19 protein-coding genes and 1 tRNA gene are annotated in these 23,790 nt (G+C 36.2%); 2 read left to right on the forward strand and 18 right to left on the reverse strand.

What is annotated here, in order from left to right; translation table 11 throughout:
- Nucleotides 1-357 precede the first annotated feature (357 nt).
- Complete coding sequence (nhaC, locus tag SO785_RS05955) at nt 358-1,734, forward strand: Na+/H+ antiporter NhaC (RefSeq protein ID WP_003546295.1); 1,377 nt, start codon at nt 358-360, stop codon at nt 1,732-1,734.
- A gap of 35 nt (nt 1,735-1,769) precedes the next feature.
- On the opposite strand, the gene SO785_RS05960 is transcribed toward nhaC, so the two are convergent.
- Nucleotides 1,770-2,111, reverse strand: a complete 342-nt coding sequence (locus SO785_RS05960) for a hypothetical protein (RefSeq protein ID WP_003546292.1) — start codon at nt 2,109-2,111, stop codon at nt 1,770-1,772.
- A 141-nt stretch (nt 2,112-2,252) separates the two neighbouring features.
- On the opposite strand from SO785_RS05960, the gene SO785_RS05965 reads away from it, so the two are divergent.
- Nucleotides 2,253-2,957 carry a Bax inhibitor-1/YccA family protein gene (locus SO785_RS05965; RefSeq protein ID WP_015613322.1) on the forward strand — a complete coding sequence of 235 codons (705 nt, stop codon included), beginning with the start codon at nt 2,253-2,255 and terminating at the stop codon, nt 2,955-2,957.
- A 70-nt stretch (nt 2,958-3,027) separates the two neighbouring features.
- On the opposite strand, the gene SO785_RS05970 is transcribed toward SO785_RS05965, so the two are convergent.
- The 17 genes from SO785_RS05970 to SO785_RS06050 all read right to left on the reverse strand — a co-directional run bounded on the left by SO785_RS05970 (nt 3,028) and on the right by SO785_RS06050 (nt 23,781).
- The gene (locus SO785_RS05970; protein ID WP_003546288.1) at nt 3,028-3,948 is read right to left on the reverse strand and encodes a diacylglycerol kinase family lipid kinase; all 921 of its coding nucleotides are present in this window, start codon (nt 3,946-3,948) and stop codon (nt 3,028-3,030) included.
- Between the two features lie 25 nt (nt 3,949-3,973).
- On the reverse strand, nt 3,974-5,404 hold the full coding sequence (gatB, locus tag SO785_RS05975; RefSeq protein ID WP_011254176.1) for an Asp-tRNA(Asn)/Glu-tRNA(Gln) amidotransferase subunit GatB: 1,431 nt from the start codon (nt 5,402-5,404) through the stop codon (nt 3,974-3,976).
- Nucleotides 5,405-5,408: 4 nt separating this feature from the next.
- Entirely contained in the window at nt 5,409-6,848 is a 1,440-nt protein-coding gene (gene gatA, locus SO785_RS05980) for an Asp-tRNA(Asn)/Glu-tRNA(Gln) amidotransferase subunit GatA (protein WP_021874038.1), read from the reverse strand.
- Nucleotides 6,848-7,156 carry an Asp-tRNA(Asn)/Glu-tRNA(Gln) amidotransferase subunit GatC gene (gene gatC / locus SO785_RS05985; protein ID WP_003546283.1) on the reverse strand — a complete coding sequence of 103 codons (309 nt, stop codon included), beginning with the start codon at nt 7,154-7,156 and terminating at the stop codon, nt 6,848-6,850. The genes gatA and gatC overlap by 1 nt, the downstream gene beginning before the upstream one ends.
- A gap of 11 nt (nt 7,157-7,167) precedes the next feature.
- Nucleotides 7,168-8,316, reverse strand: coding sequence for a CamS family sex pheromone protein (locus SO785_RS05990; protein ID WP_003546280.1), 1,149 nt, complete (start codon nt 8,314-8,316; stop codon nt 7,168-7,170).
- Between the two features lie 14 nt (nt 8,317-8,330).
- Nucleotides 8,331-10,337, reverse strand: a complete 2,007-nt coding sequence (gene ligA / locus SO785_RS05995; protein WP_003546277.1) for an NAD-dependent DNA ligase LigA — start codon at nt 10,335-10,337, stop codon at nt 8,331-8,333.
- A gap of 32 nt (nt 10,338-10,369) precedes the next feature.
- Nucleotides 10,370-12,610, reverse strand: coding sequence for a DNA helicase PcrA (gene pcrA, locus SO785_RS06000; protein ID WP_003546275.1), 2,241 nt, complete (start codon nt 12,608-12,610; stop codon nt 10,370-10,372).
- Nucleotides 12,611-12,697: 87 nt separating this feature from the next.
- On the reverse strand, nt 12,698-13,345 hold the full coding sequence (locus SO785_RS06005) for a glycoside hydrolase family 73 protein (protein WP_003546273.1): 648 nt from the start codon (nt 13,343-13,345) through the stop codon (nt 12,698-12,700).
- An 83-nt stretch (nt 13,346-13,428) separates the two neighbouring features.
- Nucleotides 13,429-13,516 (reverse strand) — tRNA-Leu (locus tag SO785_RS06010).
- Nucleotides 13,517-13,589: 73 nt separating this feature from the next.
- On the reverse strand, nt 13,590-14,051 hold the full coding sequence (locus SO785_RS06015; RefSeq protein WP_003546271.1) for a SprT family protein: 462 nt from the start codon (nt 14,049-14,051) through the stop codon (nt 13,590-13,592).
- Nucleotides 14,048-14,746 (reverse strand): glycosyltransferase family 32 protein, encoded by a 699-nt coding sequence (locus SO785_RS06020; protein WP_003546270.1) that lies wholly within the window; start codon nt 14,744-14,746, stop codon nt 14,048-14,050. Before SO785_RS06020 ends, SO785_RS06015 begins: the two co-directional genes overlap by 4 nt.
- A 2-nt stretch (nt 14,747-14,748) precedes the next feature.
- Nucleotides 14,749-16,179 (reverse strand): oligosaccharide flippase family protein, encoded by a 1,431-nt coding sequence (locus SO785_RS06025; RefSeq protein WP_011254175.1) that lies wholly within the window; start codon nt 16,177-16,179, stop codon nt 14,749-14,751.
- Between the two features lie 4 nt (nt 16,180-16,183).
- Entirely contained in the window at nt 16,184-17,338 is a 1,155-nt protein-coding gene (locus SO785_RS06030; RefSeq protein WP_003546266.1) for a CDP-glycerol--glycerophosphate glycerophosphotransferase, read from the reverse strand.
- A gap of 90 nt (nt 17,339-17,428) precedes the next feature.
- Complete coding sequence (locus tag SO785_RS06035; RefSeq protein WP_003546265.1) at nt 17,429-20,101, reverse strand: calcium-translocating P-type ATPase, PMCA-type; 2,673 nt, start codon at nt 20,099-20,101, stop codon at nt 17,429-17,431.
- Between the two features lie 191 nt (nt 20,102-20,292).
- The gene (nadE, locus tag SO785_RS06040; protein ID WP_003546262.1) at nt 20,293-21,123 is read right to left on the reverse strand and encodes an ammonia-dependent NAD(+) synthetase; all 831 of its coding nucleotides are present in this window, start codon (nt 21,121-21,123) and stop codon (nt 20,293-20,295) included.
- Nucleotides 21,120-22,598 carry a nicotinate phosphoribosyltransferase gene (locus tag SO785_RS06045; RefSeq protein ID WP_011254174.1) on the reverse strand — a complete coding sequence of 493 codons (1,479 nt, stop codon included), beginning with the start codon at nt 22,596-22,598 and terminating at the stop codon, nt 21,120-21,122. Before SO785_RS06045 ends, nadE begins: the two co-directional genes overlap by 4 nt.
- A 91-nt stretch (nt 22,599-22,689) precedes the next feature.
- Complete coding sequence (locus tag SO785_RS06050) at nt 22,690-23,781, reverse strand: glycosyltransferase family 4 protein (protein WP_003546257.1); 1,092 nt, start codon at nt 23,779-23,781, stop codon at nt 22,690-22,692.
- Nucleotides 23,782-23,790: the final 9 nt, after the last annotated feature.

The following is a 23,790-nucleotide window of genomic DNA, read 5'->3' on the forward strand; positions in this document are numbered from 1 at the left end:
GCCTTTTTTATTTAATAAAACAATTCTTTATTATTATAATCCTTGACTAGATTTGTGTCTTGCAAATTATTTTTCATGAAAAGTGTTGACAGTTTTTTTTAATATTGCTATCATATTTTTCAACAATTAACGAAACAGTAGCTGCTTCGCTCAGCGTTCAGAGAACTGGTGGTAGGTGCAAACCAGACAGGCGGAGTTAGACGAATTACTTCGTAATTATTATTGCTCGGAAATGTTCAGATCCGTTACCATCTGATAGAGATTCAAGCTATGATGCTTGAAATAGTGGGTGGTACCACGGCAATCGTCGTCCCGTTGACTTAAGTCAACGGGATTTTTTTATTTGGAGGAATAAAAATGGAAAAAAAGAAAGTCCCCTTTTCAGAATCAATAATTATCCTAATAGTTTTATTAGTCATTTTAGGATTATCAGTAATTAAATTTGGTTTATCACCAGAAGTACCAGTTTTATTCACTGTACTTTTACTAACCTTTTGGGCAAAATTACGCGGCTTTAGCTGGCAAGATATCCAAAATGGGATTAAAGAAGGAATCAGCGTTGCGATTATTCCTATTTTTATTTTCATGTTGATTGGTGCCTTAATTGGTATTTGGATCAAAGCAGGGATTATCCCTTCCATTATGGTACTTGGTTTCCACTTAATCAGTGGTAGTTTCTTTGTACCATCTGTATTCATTGTCTGTTCCATCATTGGTGTTGCAATTGGTAGTGGGTTTACTACCATTTCAACTGTCGGAATTGCCTTATTCGGTATTGGTTCCAGTATGGGCGCTAACCCAGCTTTAGTTGCCGGTGCAATCATATCTGGTGCTGTTTTCGGCGATAAAATGTCTCCTTTATCTGATTCAACTAACTTATCCGCTGCCGTTGCCGAAAGTGAACTTTTTGCTCATATTAAAAATATGATGTGGTCAACTATTCCTTCATTTGTAGTATCACTTATTTTATTCTGGATTCTTGGTAACAGTGGCCATATGGATCCAACCAAGATTGAACACACTTCCAGAATTTTACAAAATAACTTTTCAATTACTTGGTGGGCTATTGTACCAATTATTTTAATGTTAATTTGTGCTTGGCGTAAGATTCCTGCCATTCCTACCCTGTTTATCAATATTGCAGTTACTGTAATTATGATTTTTATTCAAAGTCCTCACGAATCTATTCAAGCACTAGACACTTTGATCATGAATGGCTTTGTAGCTAAGACTAGTGACGCCTCAGTTAATGCATTACTTACTCGTGGTGGTATTTCTAGTATGATGTCTACGGTTGCATTAATTATTTCCACCCTGTCATTAGGCGGGATGCTTATGAAGTTCAACGTGATGCAAAGTGCAATGGAGCCTCTTGTTAAACATCTTAAAAAGCCAGGACGCTTAATTACTATTACCATTCTTTCAGGTATCTGTATTAATCTTTTTGTTGGTGAACAATACTTATCAGTAATTTTACCTGGCCGTGCATTCAAACCAGCTTTTGATAAAATCAAGCTTTCACCTTTAGCACTTAGCCGTGTACTTGAAGATGGTGGTAGTGTAATTAACTACTTGATTCCTTGGGGTGTTGCAGGTTCATTTGCCGCTTCTGCATTGGGTGTGCCCGTCCTCCAATTCTTACCTTTTGTCTTCTTCAGCTTGCTCTCACCTATTTTCTCTATCTTGAGTGGTGTTACAGGCATCGGATTAAAATGGGCTAAAAAAGAAAAATAATTAAAAATGACCGTCTCATTACACGACGGTCATTTTTAATTATTCATATTATTCATCCTAATTTGAGCTTTTTTATATTGCTCGGTATCTCGATAGGCATCAAATAAAAAATCAGTAATAATTATTTGATTTCCTTCTTCTTTATAGATAATTCTTTGATTTAATTCAGAATTTACTTCTCGACTTTTAAAACTATCTTTTCCTAATTTTAAATCATCTAATTCCCGATTAATAAATGTTTTTTGTGAGCCTGTCAAAACTTCATAATGCTTCTTAGCATTTTCCGTAAAAATTAGTTCTTTTACTGCATTTTTATCATTGTCTGTCAGAATACTACGCTGACCTCGAACATCATCATCAGAATATTGTTTATCCATAGAAATCACTTCCTTACTTATACAATAACAAGATAACCAATTAAAGTGTTAAATATTGACTTATTGAATTTAAAAATTTATATTTTCGTAATAAATACGGTAAAATATATAGAGCATATAAATAGAAAGAGTGACAATAATATGGACAACTTTTCAAGTCCTGAGCGTCGTCAAGTACATGACGTTTCAGAAGTTAACGGTTTTCTATCAAAGATGTATGGTTACATGGGCTTAGCTGTTTTAGTTTCAGCTATTGCTGCATTTTTAACCATGACAGTATTTAGATCAGCTGTTATGCAAATGCCAACTGCACTTATGTGGGTTATTTTGTTTGTTCCTATTGGTTTATCATTGGGGATCAGTTTTAAGGCTACAAGAAATCCCGTTGCTGGTTTTATCATGTTGATGATTTTAGCTGTAATTTATGGTTTTGAATTTGCTTTGCTTGCTGGTTACTACACCCAAGCACAAATTGGTACGGCATTCCTTTCGTCAGCCGCAGTATTCGGTTCCATGGCTATCTTTGGTACATTTACTAAGAAGAACTTAAACAACTTAGGTTCATACATGAGAGCAGCTTTAATCGGTTTATTCGTGGCTATGATTGTTAATATGTTTTTACGTAACTCCGTTGCAACATTCATTTTCTCAATCATCGGTGTTGTAATTTTTACCGGTTTAACTGCTTATGATGCCCAAAAGATGAGAAATATTTATAACAGTTATGGTGATCAAGTTTCAACTAACGGTCTTGCCGTTCTTGGTGCTTTGCAACTCTACCTTGACTTTATAAACATTTTCTTATTCTTACTCCAAATCTTTGGTATGGGTAATGATCGTAGCTAATAGCTATATTTTTATATGTGTATATAAAAAGAGCTCAGCAATTGCTGAGCTCTTTTATTTTAGCTAATTTTTATCCACCAACATAAAATTCAATATGTTGCTGTAAATTATGAAAATCAACTGGACAATATCCACCGATTTCACCATCAAGGTTTACTGGTAAATCTTGTCCTGCACTCTTACCAATAAGTTCCGCCTTTAAGCTTCTAGTCTTGGTATAAATGATGTTAGGATCATCAACGTGCTTACCATTTAATGCTAATGCCATTAATTTCATCATGCTGACAGGGTCAGAAGGTTTAACTACAATTAATTGGAAAAGTCCATCACTAAGTTGTGCATCAGGCATAACTTGTTCAAAACCACCAATTGAATTAGTCATTCCCAATAAGAACATTGAGAGTTTACCTTCATAAACACCATCATCATAGGTTAAGCGCATCTCATTTTCAGTTAAGTGTGGCAACATTTCTGCTCCCTTAATAAGATATGCTGCATAACCTAAAGCTGACTTCACTTCTGATGGCACGCCATATGTTAATTCTGTTAAAGAACCGCTGGCAGCAATATTTACAAAATATTGAGTTTGATTACCAAAGATTGCTTTACCGATATCCATTTTCCGTGTCTTATTCTTTAAGATAACCTTAGCAGCATCAGGAATATTATCACGTGGGATAGCCAATGCACGGGCATAATCATTAGTCGTACCAGCTGGAATAATTGCCATCTTAGGTCTGTTTTCTAAAAAGGCGATTCCATTAACTACTTCATTGATTGTACCATCACCACCAGCTGCAACAATCAGATCAAAACCTTCTTTTGCAGCACGTGTAGCTTCATTACGAGCACTATTTTGTTCAGGTGTAGTTCTAAAAGCACTAGCTTCATAACCAGCTTGCTCTAATACATCTAAAATATCGGCCACATTTTTGGGCATTTGCTCGTGACCGGATACAGGATTATAAATTAATCTTGCTTTACTAGTCATAATTACTACCTTAACGTTCTAAAAATTAACGACTTTGCAATTCTTGGTTAAGTAACTTATTAACCATCTTAGGGTTAGCCTTACCACGAGTTTGCTTCATGATTTGACCAACTAAGAAACCAATTGCACGATCCTTACCATTCTTGAAGTCTTCAACTGATTGAGGGTTATCATCAACAACCTTCTTAACCATTGGTTCCAAGACAGAAGTATCTGACAATTGAACCATGCCATTGTCTTCAACGTACTTCTTAGGATCAGTACCGTTAGCAACAGTTTCAGCAAAGACCTTCTTAGCGATCTTAGATGAAATAGTACCATCTTGGATCAACTTAATCATCTTAGCTAAGTTTTCTGGCGTAAGCTTGATATCTTCTAAGCTTACACGGTTATCATTCAAATAACCATTTACTTGAGTATTCATCCAGTTAGCCGCAAGAGTTGGATCTGCACCAGCTGCTACAGCTGCATCGAAGAAGTCTGAACTTTCCTTAGTTTGAAGCAAAACATTAGCATCATATGGCTTCAAACCAAATTTGTTTACATAGTCATCGTAACGATCGAATGGACTCTTTGGAAGTTCCTTAGCAATTTGGTCAATCCATTCTTGACTAATATGATCAGGTGCAATATCTGGTTCTGGGAAGTAACGGTAGTCGGAAGCACCTTCCTTAACACGTTCCAAAACAGTCTTACCAGTAGCCTCGTCAAAACGACGAGTTGAAAGTTGAATATGACCACCAGCTAAAAGAACTTGTTCTTGACGCTTTTCTTCGTACGCAAGTGAACGTCTTACGTGGTCAAATGAGTTCAAGTTCTTCATTTCAACCTTAGTACCAAGTTCCTTTTGACCTGCAGGACGGATAGAAATGTTGGTATCAACACGCATTGAACCTTCTTCCATCTTAACGTCAGAAGCACCAGTAAATTGAACAATCTTACGCAACTTTTCAAGGTATGCGTAAGCTTCTTCTGGATCTTCCATGTCAGGTTCAGAAACAACTTCAAGAAGTGGAACACCCTGACGGTTTAAGTCAACGTATGAGTAACCATTAGTTCCGTGAGTGTTCTTACCGGCATCTTCTTCGATGTGCATTTCATGAATACCGATTCTCTTCTTCTTGCCACGAACTTCAACTTCAATATAACCATCACGAGCAAGTGGTTGGAAGAACTGAGTAATCTGGTAAGCCTTTGGGTTATCAGGATAGAAGTAGTTCTTACGGTCAAAGTGAGTAGTTGGCAAAATATGTGAATGTGTTGCTAAAGCAACCATAATACCTAAGCGGTAAACATTCTTGTTAACCATTGGCAAGGTACCAGGCATGGCCCAGTCAATAACATTAGTCTCCGTGTTTTGCTCAGCACCGTAGGTTACTGGTGAAGGAGAGAAAATCTTGCTCTTTGTCTTTAATTCGAAGTGGACTTCAAGTCCGATAGTCGATTTAAAATTCATTCAATTAGTCCTCCATTCCAGTTGGTGTTTTTTCATAAAACTTGTTAGTACGTTCAATAAAGTCAGCAGTCTTGAAGATACTACCTTCATCAAAACGCTTAGCCATAATTTGTAAGCCGACAGGCATACCATCAACTAAACCAGCTGGAACACTAGCTGCAGGAATACCTGCTAAGTTAGCAGAAATAGTTAAAATATCGTTGTTGTACATCTTGATTGGGTCAGAAACTTCTTCACCAATACCAAATGCAGGTTCAGTAGTAGTTGGTCCAACGATTACATCATTTTCAGCAAAGATCTTGTCAAAGTCATCGCAAATTAAAGTTCTAACCTTAGCAGCTTGTCTAAAGAATCTGTCGTATGAACCAGCTGAAAGGGCAAATGAACCAAGCATAATACGACGCTTAATTTCTGTACCAAAACCTTCAGAACGTGACTTAACATAAACCTCAAGCAAGTTCTTAGTGTCCTTAGCACGATAACCATAACGGATACCATCGTATCTTTGTAAGTTTGATGAAGCTTCACTTGAAGCGATGATGTAATAGTCCGGAACAGCGTACTTAGTATGTGGTAATGATACTTCGTTGATAATTGCACCAGCATCCTTTAAAGTATCAATTTGCTTTTGAATAACTTCACGCATTTCACCACTAACTGCATCCATGTATTCTTTAGGAACAGCTACGCGAAGGCCCTTAACATCTTGACCAATGAACTTAGTAAAGTCAGGAACTTCACGAACTGATACAGTTGAATCATGTTCATCGCCACCAGCAATAACGTTTAATACTTCTGCTGAATCCTTAACGCGCTTAGTCATTACACCGATTTGATCAAGTGAAGAACCAAATGCGATAAGACCCCAACGAGATACACGGCCATATGTTGGCTTAATACCAAAAATACCGTTAAATGCTGCAGGTTGACGAATTGAACCACCAGTATCTGATCCAAGTGCTGCAACAACTTGACCACCAGCAACAGCTGCTGCTGAACCACCAGATGAACCACCTGGAACCTTATCTAAGTTCCATGGATTGTGAGTAGCACCATAATATGAGTGTTCAGTTGATGAACCCATAGCAAACTCATCCATGTTGGTCTTACCTACAAAAGTTGCTCCAGCCTTCTTAAGCTTAGAAATAACTGTTGCATCGTACATTGGCATGTAGTTGTACAACATATGACTTGCAGCAGTAGTCTTAACACCATTAGTGATGATGTTATCCTTAATAGCAATTGGAATACCTGCTAACTTGCTCTTTGAGTAGTCAAGGTTTTCTGCAGGCTTTGCATCATCCAAAACAGTGATCCAAGCATTTAACTTCTTATCAGTTTCCTTAATGTTTGCCACAGTGTCTTTAGCTAATTTATCTGCTGATAATTCACCGCTGGCAAGCTTTTTGTTTAATGAATCAATATTTTCGTTTAAGTAATTCATTACTCATCCTCATCCTTATTAATAATTACAGGAACCTTAATGTAACCGTTAGCCTTTTCAGGAACGTTTTCCATTAATGTTTCTCTAGTTTGTCCTTGCCAGTGTTCAGGAATGTCTTCTCTGAAGACAGTGTCACGATCAACAACTTGAACGGTTTCCTCAACGCCTTCAGTATCAACTTCACTAAGTTGATCAGCCATATTAATGATTGATCCCATTTGATCAGTAAATTTATCTAATTCTTCCTCATTAAACGCAAGTCGCGAAAGAGTCGCAACGTGTTTAATAGTATCTTTGGTGATTTCCACGCAAATACCTCCTATTCGCCGCCATAAACATGGACTTGATAATCACTATCGCCGGTTTCTTTTGCAATTAATGCTTGTACGTCATCAACTGATCCAATCTTGATTTCAATTGGAATATTGTTCGGCAAATATTTCTTCGCTGTTGATAAGGTTAAACGAGTAAAACTTTGAATTTGCTCATAACCATAAAACTGGGTCGTAATTGAAATATTTTCTTGAGCCAGCTTGCCATTATCATAACGCAAAGTTGCCGTTACTCCACTAATATTAGGGAAGTAATTTTGAATTGCCGTCTTAAAATCATTGAAATGAGATGCGTCGTCGCTATTAATTGCTTTTTCATTACCAGTTGTCGGTAAAACTTGCATTTTTTCCGACATGGATTTCCATTTAGTTATTTTACTACTATTAGCGGCCGCTGTCCCGTAAGCAAAGTAAGTTCCGCCAACTAATGAATCTTTTCCTGTTTTAGAGAATAATCCAATGGTAATTGGAATATTCTTCAAGCTCTTACGCTTACGCAAACGAGCCACAATTTCATTAGCTATTTTCTCACCTTGAGCACGCTGGGTAGCTTTGGAAATATCAGTTTGAAATTCTGCACCATCACGCTTTTTTTGGTAATAGTCAACGGAATTCATTGCTAAGCCAAGACTCATACCACCTAATTGATACTTAGAACCTGAACCAGTTAAATAATCTTGCTCAACAATTTCTTCTAAATAAATTGGATTTCTAGTATCAGTTCCAGTCTTACCATTATTGACTGGATTTAATCCTTGAGGATTAGTCTTTGATTTTCTGGTTAACCAATCAGTTACAGTTGAAGTATCCAGTTGTTGTCCTTCTTGGAAAACATACTGATTAGTTGAGAATTGATTCTTAGAAATTTGAATCAAGCCACGTTCTAATTCTCTTGTATCAACTGAATTATCATTATCGGTTGCTGTTAAACCAGCAATTGGACTAACTACATAGCGTCCATTTTTCAATAAAACAGAATAGCCACTATTACCGGTATTAGTTGTTTGATAACTCTTTTTCTTAGTTGTTGAAGTAGTAGTTGCATTATTCGCTAAACTAGAGTCTTTCAATCTCCCACAACCAGTTAAAGTAATGGCTATCCCTGCTAAAGCCATAATTTGCAAATATTTTTTCACAATAATTGTCCCTTTTATTTGATTTGTGCAATTGCTTCTTCTTCTGTTAAAAGCGGAATCCCCAATTGCTCAGCCTTATTATATTTAGAGCCAGCATCTTGACCATAAATCACATAATTAGTCTTTTTAGAAACGGATCCTGTAACTTTAGCTCCTAAGGCTTGCAATCTCTTAGTAAATTCACTTCTAGTATAATGCTCTAGTTTTCCAGTTAATACAACTGTCTTGTCCTTAAATGGATTATCTGGAATATCTTCAGGTTCATCTTCACCAAGATATTCCATATTTAATCCACTCTTTTCTAAGTCAGCGATCATTTCTTGTGCTTCTGGTTGAGCAAAATAAGTTGTCATTGATTCTGCAATTGTCATGCCTATTGTATCTATAGACGCAAGATCTTGCACCCCTAGAGACATAATCTTTGCCAGATTTTTAAACTTTTGGGCAATTAATCGAGCAGCTTTAGCACCGACATGGTCAATTCCAAGACCAGTAATCAATAATTCTACAGAATTTTTCTTCGAATTATCGATTGCAGTTAATAAATTGTTAATTGATTTTTCTTTAAAGTGATCAAGCTGTGCTAAATCTTCTGCAGATAAGTGATAAAGATCGGCAACATTATGAACCAAATCATTAGCAATTAATTGCTTCACAATTTTTGGTCCCAAACCCGCAATATTCATAGCAGGTCGTGAAGCAAAGTGCGTAATTCCTTCTTCTACTTGAGCTGGACAAGACGGATTGATACAGCGAAGTGCTACTTCATCTTGTAAATGAACTAGCTTATGTCCACATGAAGGACAATTTTCAGGAATTACATAAGGCACTGAATCAACTGGTCTTTTTGATAACACAACTTCAGAAATTTCTGGAATAATATCCCCAGCTTTATGGAGCTTAACTGTGTCACCAAGACGAACGTCTTTTTCATTCAAATAATCAGGATTATGAAGTGAGGCACGTGCTACCGTGGTTCCCGCAAGCTGAACCGGATCCATTACGGCAGTTGGTGTAACTACACCAGTTCTGCCGACTGTCCAGACAATATCGCGGACAATAGTTTCCTGCTCTTCTGGTGGAAACTTATAAGCAATCTCCCAACGTGGCACTTTAACAGTATTGCCTAAGCTTCGTTCAATATTTAGATCGTCAATTTTTAAAACAATTCCATCAATACCATAAGCTAGGCTATCACGCCTTGCAGTATATTCATCGATAAAAGCAAAAATTTCCTCAAGGCTTGCTAATTTTTGCCCAGTTTCATTAGTGTGAAAACCCAATTCTTGCATCCGTTTAATTGCTTCGTGCTGACTAGTTATATCTTCTGGTGGATTTACCCAAGTATAGATAAAAGTACTTAATTGTCTTTTTTTAGTTACTTTGGGATCAAGCTGACGAAGTGAACCTGCAGCAGCATTACGCGGATTGGCAAAAACACTTAATCCTTCATTTTCACGTTCTTCATTTAACTTGGCAAAAGCTTCTTTACCCATGTAACATTCTCCGCGAACTTCAATAGTCAAAGGTTCAGGTAAAGTCTGCGGAATATCTGCAATATAACGCGCATTGGCGGTTACGTCTTCACCAACATAACCATTACCACGAGTTGATGCACGCATTAATTTACCATTTTCATATTCAAGTGACAGTGATAAACCATCAATCTTCAATTCAACATTATACTCGACTGGATGACCCACTAATTTCTGCATGCGTTGATCAAAATCTTTCAACTCATCTTTTGAGAAAACATCCCCCATAGAAAGCATCGGGATAGCATGTTCAACTTTAGTAAAGTCACTGTCGATTTCGCCACCTACTCGTTGAGTAATTGAATCAGGCGTGACAATCTCTGGGAATTGTTTTTCTAATTCAAGCAAGCGGCTATATTTTTGATCATAAACATTATCTTCAACTTCAGGTGCATCTTTTGAATAATATGCATCAGCCCACTTATCTAGCTGATTTCTAAGTAAACTAGCTTCTTTTTTAGCCTCATCAAGAGTAATATCTGCCATTTTTACCTCCTGATTTAAATATCTCTTATTTATTATACCTTTTTAATTGGTGCAAAAGCAGCAAGAAGTCTCTTGATTCCCTTGCCATTAAAAGCAATATCTAATTCCATATCTTCTCCGCTTCCGCTAACTTTAGTAACAACGCCGTGACCCCAAGCTTTATGCTCTACTTGATCGCCGACATTCCAGCCCTTCTTTTCAGCTCCAACTGCTCCAGTTGCCTTTTTAGCAGTATAAACTTCTGCGCGAGCTCTTTCCGCTCTATTGGCAAATGGTGCAGTTTGATAATGAGATTGAATAAAGCTATTTTGTAATTTTTCATTTGCTTCTTTTTGAATATCTTTAGGTTCAATTTCATCTAAAAAGCGTGAAGCTGGGTTATTTTGCGTTCTACCATACATCATTCGTGAATATGCATTAGTTAAGAATAGCTCTTGCTTAGCACGGGTAATGCCTACATAAGCTAAACGCCGTTCTTCTTCCAGTTCATTGTCATCCATCATAGCGCGTTGAAGCGGGAATAAACCATCTTCCATTCCAATTAAAAAGACGACTGGAAATTCTAGACCCTTAGCTGCGTGCAGAGTCATCAAAGCCACTTGATTGCCATCATCGTCAATATCATCTTGATCGCTTAGTAATGATACTTCAGCTAAGAAATCACTCAATGGATTGGAATCATCATCTTCTGGTTCATAATGATCATCAAAACGTTTAGTTACTGTTAAGAATTCGTCCAAGTTTTCAAGACGAGTTTCAGCTTCAATAGTATTTTCTCTTCTTAAAGCCTCAGTATAATCAAAGTCTTCTAAAATTTTTTCTGTTAAACCAGTTACGCCATGAATTTGAGCATAAGCAATTGCATCTCTTAACTTAATACCAAAATCATTTAATTTTTTAGCAGCACGAGTACTAATTGTACTTTCAGCCACATGCTCCATTGCGTCTAGTGCAGTATAGTTATTTTCATCAGCAAAAGTTAACAATTTATCTACTGTTGCAGCACCGATCCCCCGCTTAGGAGTGTTGATAATACGGTTCATACTCATCGTATCTGCTGGATTGGCCACTAGCTTTAAGTAGGCCATAATATCTTTAATTTCTTTTCGATCGTAGAATTTATGTCCACCGACAATTTGATAAGGAATATTGGATTTTACAAAAGCTTCTTCGACTGTACGTGATTGAGCGTTAGTCCGGTAAAGGATTGCGAAGTCCTTATATGAACGTTTCTTATCTTCTACTTCTTTTTTAATTTTAGAAATAATGTAGTGTGCTTCATCATCGCCGCTTTGAGCTTGATAATATGTGATCTTTTGGCCATCACCTTGATCAGTCCACAAATTCTTAGCTTTACGATTTTGATTATTTTTAATAACTGAGTTAGCAGCTGACAAGATGTGCCCAGTTGAACGGTAATTTTGTTCAAGCTTAACAGTTTTAACACCATCTTTTTTGTAGTCTTGTTCAAAATTCATGATGTTTTCCATATTTGCACCACGCCAACCATAGATAGACTGGTCAGCATCCCCAACCACACAAATATTCTTATGCTTAGCTGCTAATGAATGACACAATTCATATTGTGCTTGGTTAGTATCCTGATATTCATCGACTAAAATATAGCGGAATTTATCTTGATAGTATTGTAAAGTTTCTGGGCTCTTTTTAAATAAAACCAAAGTTTGCATGATTAAATCGTCAAAGTCCATGATTTGGTCTCTACGGAGTCTTCTTTGATATTCTTTATAAATTTTAGCCGTCATCTTTTCAAAAGGTGAAGATGCACTTGCTTCAAAAGCATCCGGATCAAGCAAATCATTCTTACCATTAGAAATTGCAGACAAAACGCCTCGTGGATCATACATCTTAGGATTAATATTTAAATCCTTTTCAATATGCTTAACTAACGTCAATTGTTCAGCTGAATCGGCAATTGAAAAGTTATGATCGTAATTAATCTTATCAGCGTCTCTACGTAAAATTCTTACACAAAGAGCATGGAAAGTTGACATCCAAATATTTTCAGCAGCAGGTCCTAGCAAATCTTGTTCACGCTCACGCATTTCACTAGCTGCTTTATTGGTGAAGGTAATGGCCAAAATATTCCATGGTGCAACATTATTCTCTTCAACTAAGTAAGCAATTCGTCTTGTTAAAACTGAAGTTTTACCCGAACCCGCCCCAGCAACTACTAAAAGCGGTCCTTCAGTAGTTTCAACGGCTTTTTTCTGTTGCGGATTTAAGTTAGCTAAGATAGATTTTTCGCTCATTATTGTCCCCTTCACAAAAAATAATTCTTTTAATAGTAACTGAAATATTATACCAAAAAAGCAACGATCATTTCGTTGCTTTAATCATTACTTATCATATTTTTCTAGATCAAATTGTTCAATTAAATTGATCAACTTATCTGCATAATCTGGATCCGTCGCATAGCCATCTGTTACTAATGCTTTAGCCTGTGTCTTATAATCTTTAGACGCTAAAACGTGCTTATATTGGTCGTGATTCCACGTTGTCCCATTCTGGAATAATCTAGCATGGGCTCTGATTGAAGCCTCATATGAGTCATATATTTGAAAACGAGCCTTAACAGTGATCCACTTTCCTTTAACATATTCTTTGGTCGTCATCACAGCCGAAGTATTTGGATTGGTCCCCTTAACGCCAAACAAATTGTTATATTTTTGCGACAAATCACTTTGACCATAATTACTTTCAAGGCAAGCTTGAGCAATCGTGATACTCGGCAATAAATCGTATGACTTATCTACTGCTTGTGCAATCGGGCCAACTTTTTTGATAAAATCTTTTTTCTGCTTTAATAATTTTGCTGCTTCTTGTTCTCGCTGCAGCTGTGCTTGTCTAATCTGCTCTGATTGAATCGCATATCTTCTATAATAACGAAAGCCAATAAAGGCTACAAGCAAGACAAACAAAATAATAAATGCGCGAACAACAATTTTTACACTTTTGGGTATTCTTGATTTATGCTTTTTTGCCATAATTTCTATTCCTTTAATTTCATTAATTAAAGTATAACCGATTTTTAGGTAAAAAAAAGAAGTCGCTTACTGCGACTTCTAATTGGTGCGGGCGAGAAGACTCGAACTTCCACGATCTAAAGCGATCACAAGATCCTTAGTCTTGCGCGTCTGCCATTCCGCCACGCCCGCGGCACATCAACTATAATAGACTAAAAAAAGGAGATATGCAAGAAAAAATTGAAATATTTTTAATTTTTTTGCTTTATTTTTGAAAGCTTTGCTCTAAATGTAGGCGTCCCTTGCATTTTCCACACCGATATCTTTGGATATTAATGCGACGAATGCGGAAATATTTTAGTCTGCAGCTTTCACAAACATATAAATACCGATATTTTTTTCTACGCTTTAATCCAATATCTGGAGCATAACGACTACCACCAACTCGTTTAAGTAAAATTTTAAAGTCATAGTCTTTATGCCTAAAACCTCGGCCTAATAAATGTAAATGATAATGCGTTAATTCGTGTTTAATTATACCAATCAAATCTTGATAATATTTTTCTTCTAAAAAATGGGCGTTAATCTCAATATGATGATCATCTAAATGATATCGTCCGCCGGTCGTTGTCATACGACGATTAATTTTTACTTCATGCAAAAAGGGACGCTTAAAATAGTCCCTAGAAATTTGCTCTGTTAATCTTTGTAATTCTTCTTGATTCATCGAATCCACTTGGCATATAACCCTGCCTCTTTAGGTGTATTAATATGACGCTTAAGGAAAGTGACAAGTTTATGTTTAAATGAATGTTTTCCGTTCATCCAAGTTCCCGTAAATAAGTGAATCGAAAGTGAGTTAACAGACGGATTACATAAAACGCCATCTGGATAAACATGAATACCTTCCTTTAATTCCTGTTCCTTGTTACCAATCTTTAAACCATACCGATCAATCAGCATATCAGTAACGGAAACACTATTTACGCCTGCCATTTGATTATTTACATCATATTCAAAATTACGATCTTTATAATAATCAAGGATATCCTGCATAAATGGATGCCCTTTTTCTGCGCCAAAAATTGCAGCCGAAAGATAATTGTTGTTTTCAAAGCCAATAAAGGCCTTGTTATCAAGCAAAGGCGTCAGACTAGCAATTACACGCACATCTGTATCTAAATAAATCCCACCTTGTTCATAGATAGCTTTAGCACGAATATAATCTGAAACAAAAGCCCACTTTTTTGCCTTATAAGCTTGCTCAATGTACTTATTTTCGTGCATATCAAAATTATCTTCATTCCACTCAATAAATTGATAATCAGGTAATTTTTCCTTCCAAGTGGCAATACACTCTTGGATCAACTTAGACTTTGGATTATGACCTACCCAAACGTAATGGATGATTTTTGGAATCATTTTTAACCTCTTTTAAAGAAATTCTTGAATAATTTAATAATGTCTTCGTTAAAGTCGAGCTTTAATGCAAACATCAAAAGCATATAAACTAGCAACATCACAATTGATTTAAATGCCATATTGAAAAAGGCCGATGAAATAAAGTTAGGCATAAACATCCCAATGGTAAGAGTGATTAATGCAATTAAAATATATTTAGGAACATCGTGAAAAACATATGTAAAACTATAGCCGTCACGCACAACCCATAAACGTAGAACTAATACTACGGCTTCTGTAATTAAAATTGCAATCATCGCACCTGCTGCACCATACGGCCGATCTAGAACATAACTTAAAATAATTTCTAAAATTGCACCAATAACTACAGGAAAAGCATAATCCTTATCACGTCTATTGGCTAGGGCAAATTGATTGGCAAAAACACCACCGGTTGGAATCATGATAATAGTCAAAGTGAACCAAAACATCAACGGTGTCATCGGAATATATTTAGTGCCAAAAAAGAATGGTACGAATTGTTTAGTATTTGCCATAATAATTACAGCAAATAAAGTTCCTAGCATCACTGTAGCTTCTAGCGACTTTTTCATCACAACCTTTTGTGATTCTTCATCTTCACTGGCCATTTTAGGCATGATTACCAAGGAAATGCTAGTAATTACTCCTAAAATCATATTAGAAATTCGCTGTGAATTATCATAAAAAGAAACTTGGGTAGAACTTGAAAAAAGACCCAAAATTGGCTTATCTAATGATGTATAAATTTGGGTAGCGATTTGCGGAATCATTAAAGTTCCAATCGCAATAGCATTCTTCTTAAATTTATAAAAATGCGCTACTGGTCGACCCACATAACGGTGAATATCAAACCAAAAGACAAAAGAACCTAGCATTGTAGAAACAGACATAATCAGTAAATATTTCCACAAATCTGCTGGTGATTTTACCCATAGCAAAATTAAAACAACACTAACCAGCTTTACAGCAGTATTTTTTAAAACAACTCTACCAAAGTCGGCTAATCCTTGGAAAAACCAAGAAATATCTACCTGAGCAGAAATTAAGTATGGCACCATAAGTAAAAGGTAAAACCAGTATTGAATATGAAAAATAGTAGTTACTAAAATAGTAATTACAATCGTAATTGCGCCAGCAATACCTTGAAAATACCACAAGCCCCAAAATGCTCTAGTTAATTCTTCCTGTGTTCCGTATGTACGCGTTCTTGAAATCGTCCGCATCCCCACATAAGACACAGAAAGGATACAAAAAATCATCAAAAACTGTACAGTGTTATTAACGCTACTATAAATACCATATGTCTTAGGTCCCAAAACTCTGGATAGATATGGAACGGTAATCAGAGGAACTAATACAATAAAGATCTGATAAACCGCATTATACAAAATATTTAAAAATGTTTTGCGCAATATTTTATCCCCTATATTCCTGTGTCATGTATTTAAAGACATTTTCACAATATGAATCGCCATGAACCTGATTAGTTAAATTTAACCAGTATATACGACGGTTAACGATCTGTTGATTATCTAAATGATCAAGATTATTAATTAATTCTTGCTCAGAATTTACACTAATGCCCGGCGTAATTTCACTATATGGCCCCATTAAAAGACCACGCGTTTTTTCATATTGTTTCAAAAAGTTAGTTACAAATACAATTGGTTTATTTAAATGCAAGTAATCGAAATAAATTGATGAAAAATCAGTCATTAAGAAATCAGTATCGCCTAATAATTCATATAAATCATAATTGTGGTCAAACAAGTAATCATTGTTTAAAAAGGAAATATTGGAATACTGACTCTTGAAGTTATCGAACAAGCGCATTTCATAGGGATGCAACTTAACAATTAAATACTGATGGCGTTTTTTTAGTTCTTTATTTAGCTTTTCACCGTCAAAATCAGCAAAAGCAAAAAAGTTCCCCTCTTTAATCTTTTGCATAATTGATTTATCTTCAAGCTCATATCTAAAAGTTGGCATATAAATACCAATTGCTGCTTGTTCATCTTCTTGATCAAATAAGTCTTTTAACAATTCTTTTTTAGAAATAACTGGTTTGGACAAGAGATCCAATCTAGGAAAGCCTAATTTTTGATATTTCTTTGACTCAATTGCCATGCAGGCGCTCATCAATGTTTCATATAAATCTGAACTTGAAGCAACAATATCAGCATTCTTATGCCATAATTTTTCATTACGTTTATTGTCTTTATACCGCGTATTGTTAGCCATGATTCCCATTCTCTTCAATGGAACGCCATGCCATAGTTGCACATTTATTTGATGTTTACGTACTTTAAATGGCTGGTGCGTTGTAATCACGTAACGCGCTGCGCCAATCTTTTGCCAAGTTTCCCATTTAAGATGTGATGACGGCCACGGTTCGACTAAGGTCACATTAAATTCTGGATGGTTGATTAGTAGCCATTTATAAAAAGCATAACCATTAGAGCCTGAACGACCTGATCCATTTAAGACAACTACGTTATTGTCCTCCATAGTGGTAAATCTACTTAAAAATTTCATCCAGGCTAAATAAAGACGAAATAAAAAACTCTTCATTGTAGTAACTTCCTCAAAATAATCTTACTTTTAAGAATACAAAAAAAGCTTGAGAAACCTCAAGCTTTTTTCTCTATTTTTTGTCAAACTTTATTCTTTACCGGCTTTTCTCTGGAAGAATTTAACAATTTCTACAATTAAGATCATGCAGATACCAGCAATTAAAACTACAAGCCATTGTGCACCATCAAGTTCGGTAACGTCAAAGAACTTTGTCATAAATGGTAATTCAACAGCTGACATAATTAAAGCAGCAATGATAATCGCGCCATTAAACCATTTATTAGCAAATGTATGTTTACTGAAAATTGATTGGTGGATGTACTTGGAGTTAATTGCATGGAATAACTGAATTAAACCTAAAGTAAGAAAGGCCATGGTCAATGCATCCCCATGTTGCATAGTTGGATTATCAACGTGTGGTCCAACATGAAGACCGATTTGATAAGCACCTAATACAAGGATGCCTTCTAAGATACCTTGATAAATAATTGAGCTAGCAACTCCACCACTAAAGAAGTTAGACTTCTTACCACGTGGTTTACGTTTCATAATTCCTTCTTCAACTGGTTCAACACCTAGGGCAATTGCTGGCAAAGTATCAGTTACTAAGTTAATCCAAAGAAGTTGGACTGGAGCTAAAATATCCCAGCCAAGCATTGTCATCATAAAGACAGTTAAAACTTCTCCGACGTTACAACTCATTAAGTATAAGATAGCTTTCTGAATGTTGCTAAATACTTTACGCCCTTGCTTAACAGCTTCCACAATTGTGGCAAAGTTATCATCAGCCAAGACCATATCGCTTGCACCTTTTGAAACCTCAGTACCGGTAATTCCCATACCAATACCAATATCAGCTTGTTTCAAACTTGGTGCATCGTTAACACCGTCACCAGTCATGGCAACAATCTTATCATTTGCTTGCCATGCTTTAACAATTCTAACCTTGTGTTCAGGTGATACACGAGCATAAACACTGTAATCTTGAACGTGCTTGATAAAGTATTCATCACTCAACTTATCAAGTTCTGCACCAGTTAAAACGCGATTATCTTGACCTTTTTGAATAATACCCAATCTTTCAGCAATCGCTTGAGCGGTTGTTTGGTGGTCACCAGTAATCATCACTGTTCTAATACCAGCGCTCTTAGCTTCAGCGACCGCAGCCTTAGCTTCACCTCGTTCTGGGTCGATCATGCCAACAAGCCCTGCAAAGATCAAATCTTGCTCTACATTGTCCGTAGTTGGATCATTATAAACATGATCTACTTCTTTATATGCTAAACCTAAAACACGTAAAGCTTGCTTGGCCATATTTTTGTTTGTTTCAAGAATAGCTTGCTTTTCTTGATCCGTAACCGGTTCGATTTTACCATTACGTTCAATCTTAGTAATTCGCTTCAAAAGCATATCTGGAGCACCTTTAACAGCAACATAGAATTTATCGCCATCTTTATTAACGGTACTCATCAACTTACGATCTGAATCAAATGGCACTTCTTGCACACGCTTATACTTATCAAGCATAGCTTGTACATCAATATCATGATCAAAAGCATATTGAATCAAAGCAGTTTCAGTAGGATCACCTAACAAGTCCCCACCATTTTCGATCTTAGTATCATTAGCTAAAACCATTGATAACAATGCAGGATTTGTTTCTGCAATTTTTTGTGCATCATCGTGTACTTCACCATCATAAAAGACTTTTTCAACAGTCATTCTATTTTGAGTCAAAGTACCAGTTTTATCTGAACAGATAATGTCTGTTGCACCCAAAGTTTCAACAGCAGGCAATTTTCTAACAATTGCTTTATGCTTAGCCATCGCTTGTGTTCCCAGTGCCAAAATAATCGTTACAATAGCTGGTAAACCTTCAGGAATAGCAGCTACAGCAAGTGAAATAGCAACCAAGAACATATTAATCATCAAAGTAGAATTTCGGTCAGCTGGGTTAGCCTTTAGCACACCTACAATAAAGACAATTACACAGATTGCCAAAATCATAATTGTTAAAGTCTTACCTAACTGATTTAAGTTGTGCTTTAAAGGAGTATCAGTTTCATCGGCATCGTTAAGCATCGTGGCAATTTTACCAACTTCAGTAGTCATACCAGTTCCTACAACGATCCCCTCGCCTCGACCATAAGTAACATTGGTATTGGAATAAGCCATATTAACTCGGTCACCTAAGGCAATATCCTTATCTCCTGATAAAGTTACAGCATCTTTTTCAACTGGAACAGACTCACCCGTTAAAGCTGATTCTTCTATTTTTAAACTTCTAGCTAAGTTTAATCGTAAATCAGCTGGAACAACGTCACCGGCTTCCAGTAAGACAATATCTCCTGGAACCAGCTCTGTACTTGGAATAGTAATAATTGCACCATTTCTACGTACATGAGCATCTGGCGTTGCCATTTCTTTTAATGCTTCGATTGCAGCTTCTGATCTTGCTTCTTGAAACACACCCAAAATCGCATTCAAAATAACAACGATCATAATAATTGCGGCATCAGTCCATTCATGTGCTAAAACACCAGATAAAATAGCAGCAATGATCAAAACGATGATCATAAAATCTTTGAATTGATCAATAAACCGCATAAACATACTCCGCTTCTTTTTAGAAGCTAAAGCATTAGGACCATATTTTTCTAATCTAGCTTTGGCTTCGCTATCGCTTAAGCCATCTGCTAGAGAAGTATTGAGAGCCTTTTCCACATCGGGTACTGACTCAGTGTAATATTTCTCGGCCACTTTTCAATTCCTCCTTACTAAAGAAAAAGAGACTTACATGCTTGTAGCACATAAGTCTCACAAATTAAGATAAATCCAGAAGTATCTTTGCTTCGGCTGTTGGATTTATCGCAAGCAATTGCCGTTACTCCCTTATGACAAGTTCATTATAAGAAAGTTTTCACGCTTTAACAAGTTAAAGCGAATAGTTTTTATTTTTTGTAGAAATCATCAAAAACAGTAACGGGTAAATGACGTTTGTGTTTACTCTTGTTCCAAAGTTTTTCAATTTGGTCAGCTGCTTTTTCAGAAACTTCTTTACCTTCTAAGTAGTCATCAACTTCTTCATAAGTTACACCCAGAGCTACTTCATCTGGTAAGTCTGGCTTTTCTTCTTCAAGATCAGCTGTTGGGGCCTTTTCGTAAAGGTGCTTAGGGCAACCTAACTCCTTCAAAAGCATCTTACCTTGTCGTTTATCCAAACGGAATAACGGAGTAAGGTCTGCTGCACCATCACCATACTTAGTGTAAAAGCCACTAAAGTTTTCGGCAGCATGATCAGTACCCACAACTGCACCATTATTAGCACCAGCAATAGCGTATTGAACAACCATTCTTTGACGAGCTTTAATATTACCCTTGTTAAAATCAGTAATTTTTTGACCAGTTGCTTCTACTACCTTAACCATTGCATCAACTGGTTCCTTAATATTAACAATTAAATCTTGGTCAGGATTTTGGAATTTAACAGCATCGGCTGCATCAGCTGCATCAGCTTGAACACCATATGGTAAACGAACTGCGATAAATTGATATGAATCATCGCCAGTTTCTTCACGCATTTCTTCAATGGCCATTTGACATAACTTACCAGTTAAAGTTGAGTCTTGACCTCCAGAAATACCTAAAACATAGGATTTAAGAAATGGATTAGCCTTCAAGTAATCCTTTAAAAAGTCAATTGAACGTCTAATTTCCTTTTTAGGATCAATTTCAGGTAAAACATGCTCATAGGCAATAATTTCTTTTTGTAATTCTCTCATCGACCAATACTTCTTTCTCTAATTTTACGACGAATATCCTGAATAAGGTCCATTTTACTTTCATACAAGTTTTGTGACAAGTCCACAGGATATTCTTGTGGGTTCAAGCTACGCTTGTATTCATCCCATAAACCATCTAAATTATTAGCACAAAATTGCTTAATTTCATCTAGACTAGGTTGCTTATAAACCAGCTTGCCGTCTTTAAAGATATCATGTAAAAGCGGAATAGCAGTGTAATCAGTAACCACTTTATTGATGTAATTGTATTGAGGGTGGAACATAAATAATGCATCAAACTTACGTGGGTCTTCATTATCACGTGAAACCCAATCACCTTCATTTTTCTTAGCGGTATTAGCACTGATTCGCCATACTTGTTTTTTACCTGGCGTAGATACCTTAATTGCATTGGATGAAATTTTCAAAGTATCACGCATCGCATGAACTTCATCTTCCATAGCAACTAGCTTATATACTGCGCCAAGGGCGGGTTGATCATAAGCAGTAATATACTTAGTACCGATCCCCCAAACGTCGATCTTAGCACCCTGCATCTTCAAGTTGGTGATGGTATTTTCATCAAGATCATTAGATGCAAAGATTTTAGCATCCGGGTAACCTGCGTCATCCAGTTCCTTACGAACTTGCTTAGAAATATATGCCATGTCACCTGAATCAATTCTCACACCCAAGAAGTTGATCTTGTCGCCCATTTCATTAGCAACCTTAATTGCATTAGGTACGCCACTTCTTACAGTGTCATAAGTATCTACTAAAAATACACAATCTCTATGAGTTTCAGCATAAGCCTTGAAGGCATCATATTCACTACCAAAAGCTTCAACCAATGCATGAGCATGAGTACCAGAAATTGGAATACCAAATAATTTTCCAGCACGTACATTACTTGTAGAGTCAAAACCACCAATATAAGCGGCACGAGCACCCCAAATAGCTGCATCAGTTTCTTGAGCACGACGAGAGCCGAACTCCATTAAGCCATCATCTTTAACTGCTAATTTAATTCTTGCAGCCTTAGTTGCAAGTAAAGTTTGGAAGTTAATAATGTTCAAAATAGCAGTTTCAACTAATTGACACTGTGCAAGAGGACCTTCGACTTGTAAAATTGGTTCATTCGCAAAAACCAATTCCCCTTCTCTCATAGAACGAATATTGAGTTTAAGCTCTAAATTACGCAAATAATCAATAAAATCAGCATCGTAATTACATTCTTCTTTTAAATATTGAAGATCACTTTCACTAAATTTTAAATTCTTTAAATATTGAATGATATGTTCCAAACCAGCGTAAACAGCATAACCGTTTCCAAATGGTTCTTTTCTATAAAAAGTTTCAAAAACGGCATTACGATCTGCAATCCCCTTCTTGAAGTAGGTATACATCATATTGATTTCATATAAATCAGTATGTAAAGCTAGCGAATCTTCTTTGTCTAACTCTGGGTAAAACATTGTTTCCCTTTCTGTAATAAAATTATAATTTTGTTTTTAATTATACAGCCATTAACTACTCATTGCTATTTTTACAACCAATTAGCTCAAGTTAGATTAAAGTACTATAAACTTTTTCAATATCTGCTAGTTGATTCTTCACAGAAAAGTGTTCTTCAGCATAGCGTTTTTCTGTATAGGCCATTTCACGTAGCTGCTTTGTAGTCTTATTGACAGCTAATTCAAGCTGCTTGGCAATTGAATCAATATCACCAGTTTTAGCAATAAAACCATATTTAGGTCCTGGAATCATCTTATGGATGTCACCAACATCAGTAGATAAGATAGGAATTAAATTATCGGTTGCTTCTAATAAAACAAGGGGAAAACTTTCTGAATATGATGTTAAAACAGCCAGATCAATTCTTTTATAAAGTCCACTTAACTGATGATGAGTCATAAAGCCATGAAAAGTTACTTGGGGTGCCATATTTAGCTGGCGAGTAAGAGCTTTAAGTGGTTCAAGTTGACTGCCGTCTCCTGCAATATGTAAACGGATATGTTGATCGTTGAGCTTTTTAACTGCTTTAAGTAACAATTCTTGCCCTTTCACTTTTTCTGTACGAGCTACGTTAATTACATTAAAGTAAGTATGCTCATATTTAGCAGGGATTTCACTATCATTGTGGAAAAAGATCCCATTATAAATCACATGTACTTTATTTTTATCTAGTTGTGTTTGATTAACTAACAGATTGGCAAAACGCTTAGTGACTGCAAATATACAGTCCGCTTTTTTTAATGCACGTAAATTAAACTTAGTGAAAACTTTGCCTAAAAAGCCGCGTCCTTCAAAATCAAGATATGGGTTAGAGTGCACAGTAACGCACCATACAGCTGAGATTCTCTTATGAATTAAAGAAAGAAAAAGATTAGCTCGGGCACCATGTGTATGCACTATGTCATAATGTCCATCATTAATAAATTTGATCAACTTTTTTAAACTTGCCAAATTGTAGCGACTCTTTGCTCCAAGTACATAAGTATTAATTCCATGTTCTCTTGCTGCAGCAGCCACTGGACCATCAGCCAAAGTTAATAAATCAAAATCTTTATTTTCTCTTTTAGCCTCAGTAAGCAAATTTACAATATGCGATAACCCGCCACCATTTTCAAGACCAGCATTTACATGCAAAACCTTCATATTACTTAA

This window comes from Lactobacillus acidophilus (assembly GCF_034298135.1).
GTDB lineage: Bacteria > Bacillota > Bacilli > Lactobacillales > Lactobacillaceae > Lactobacillus > Lactobacillus acidophilus.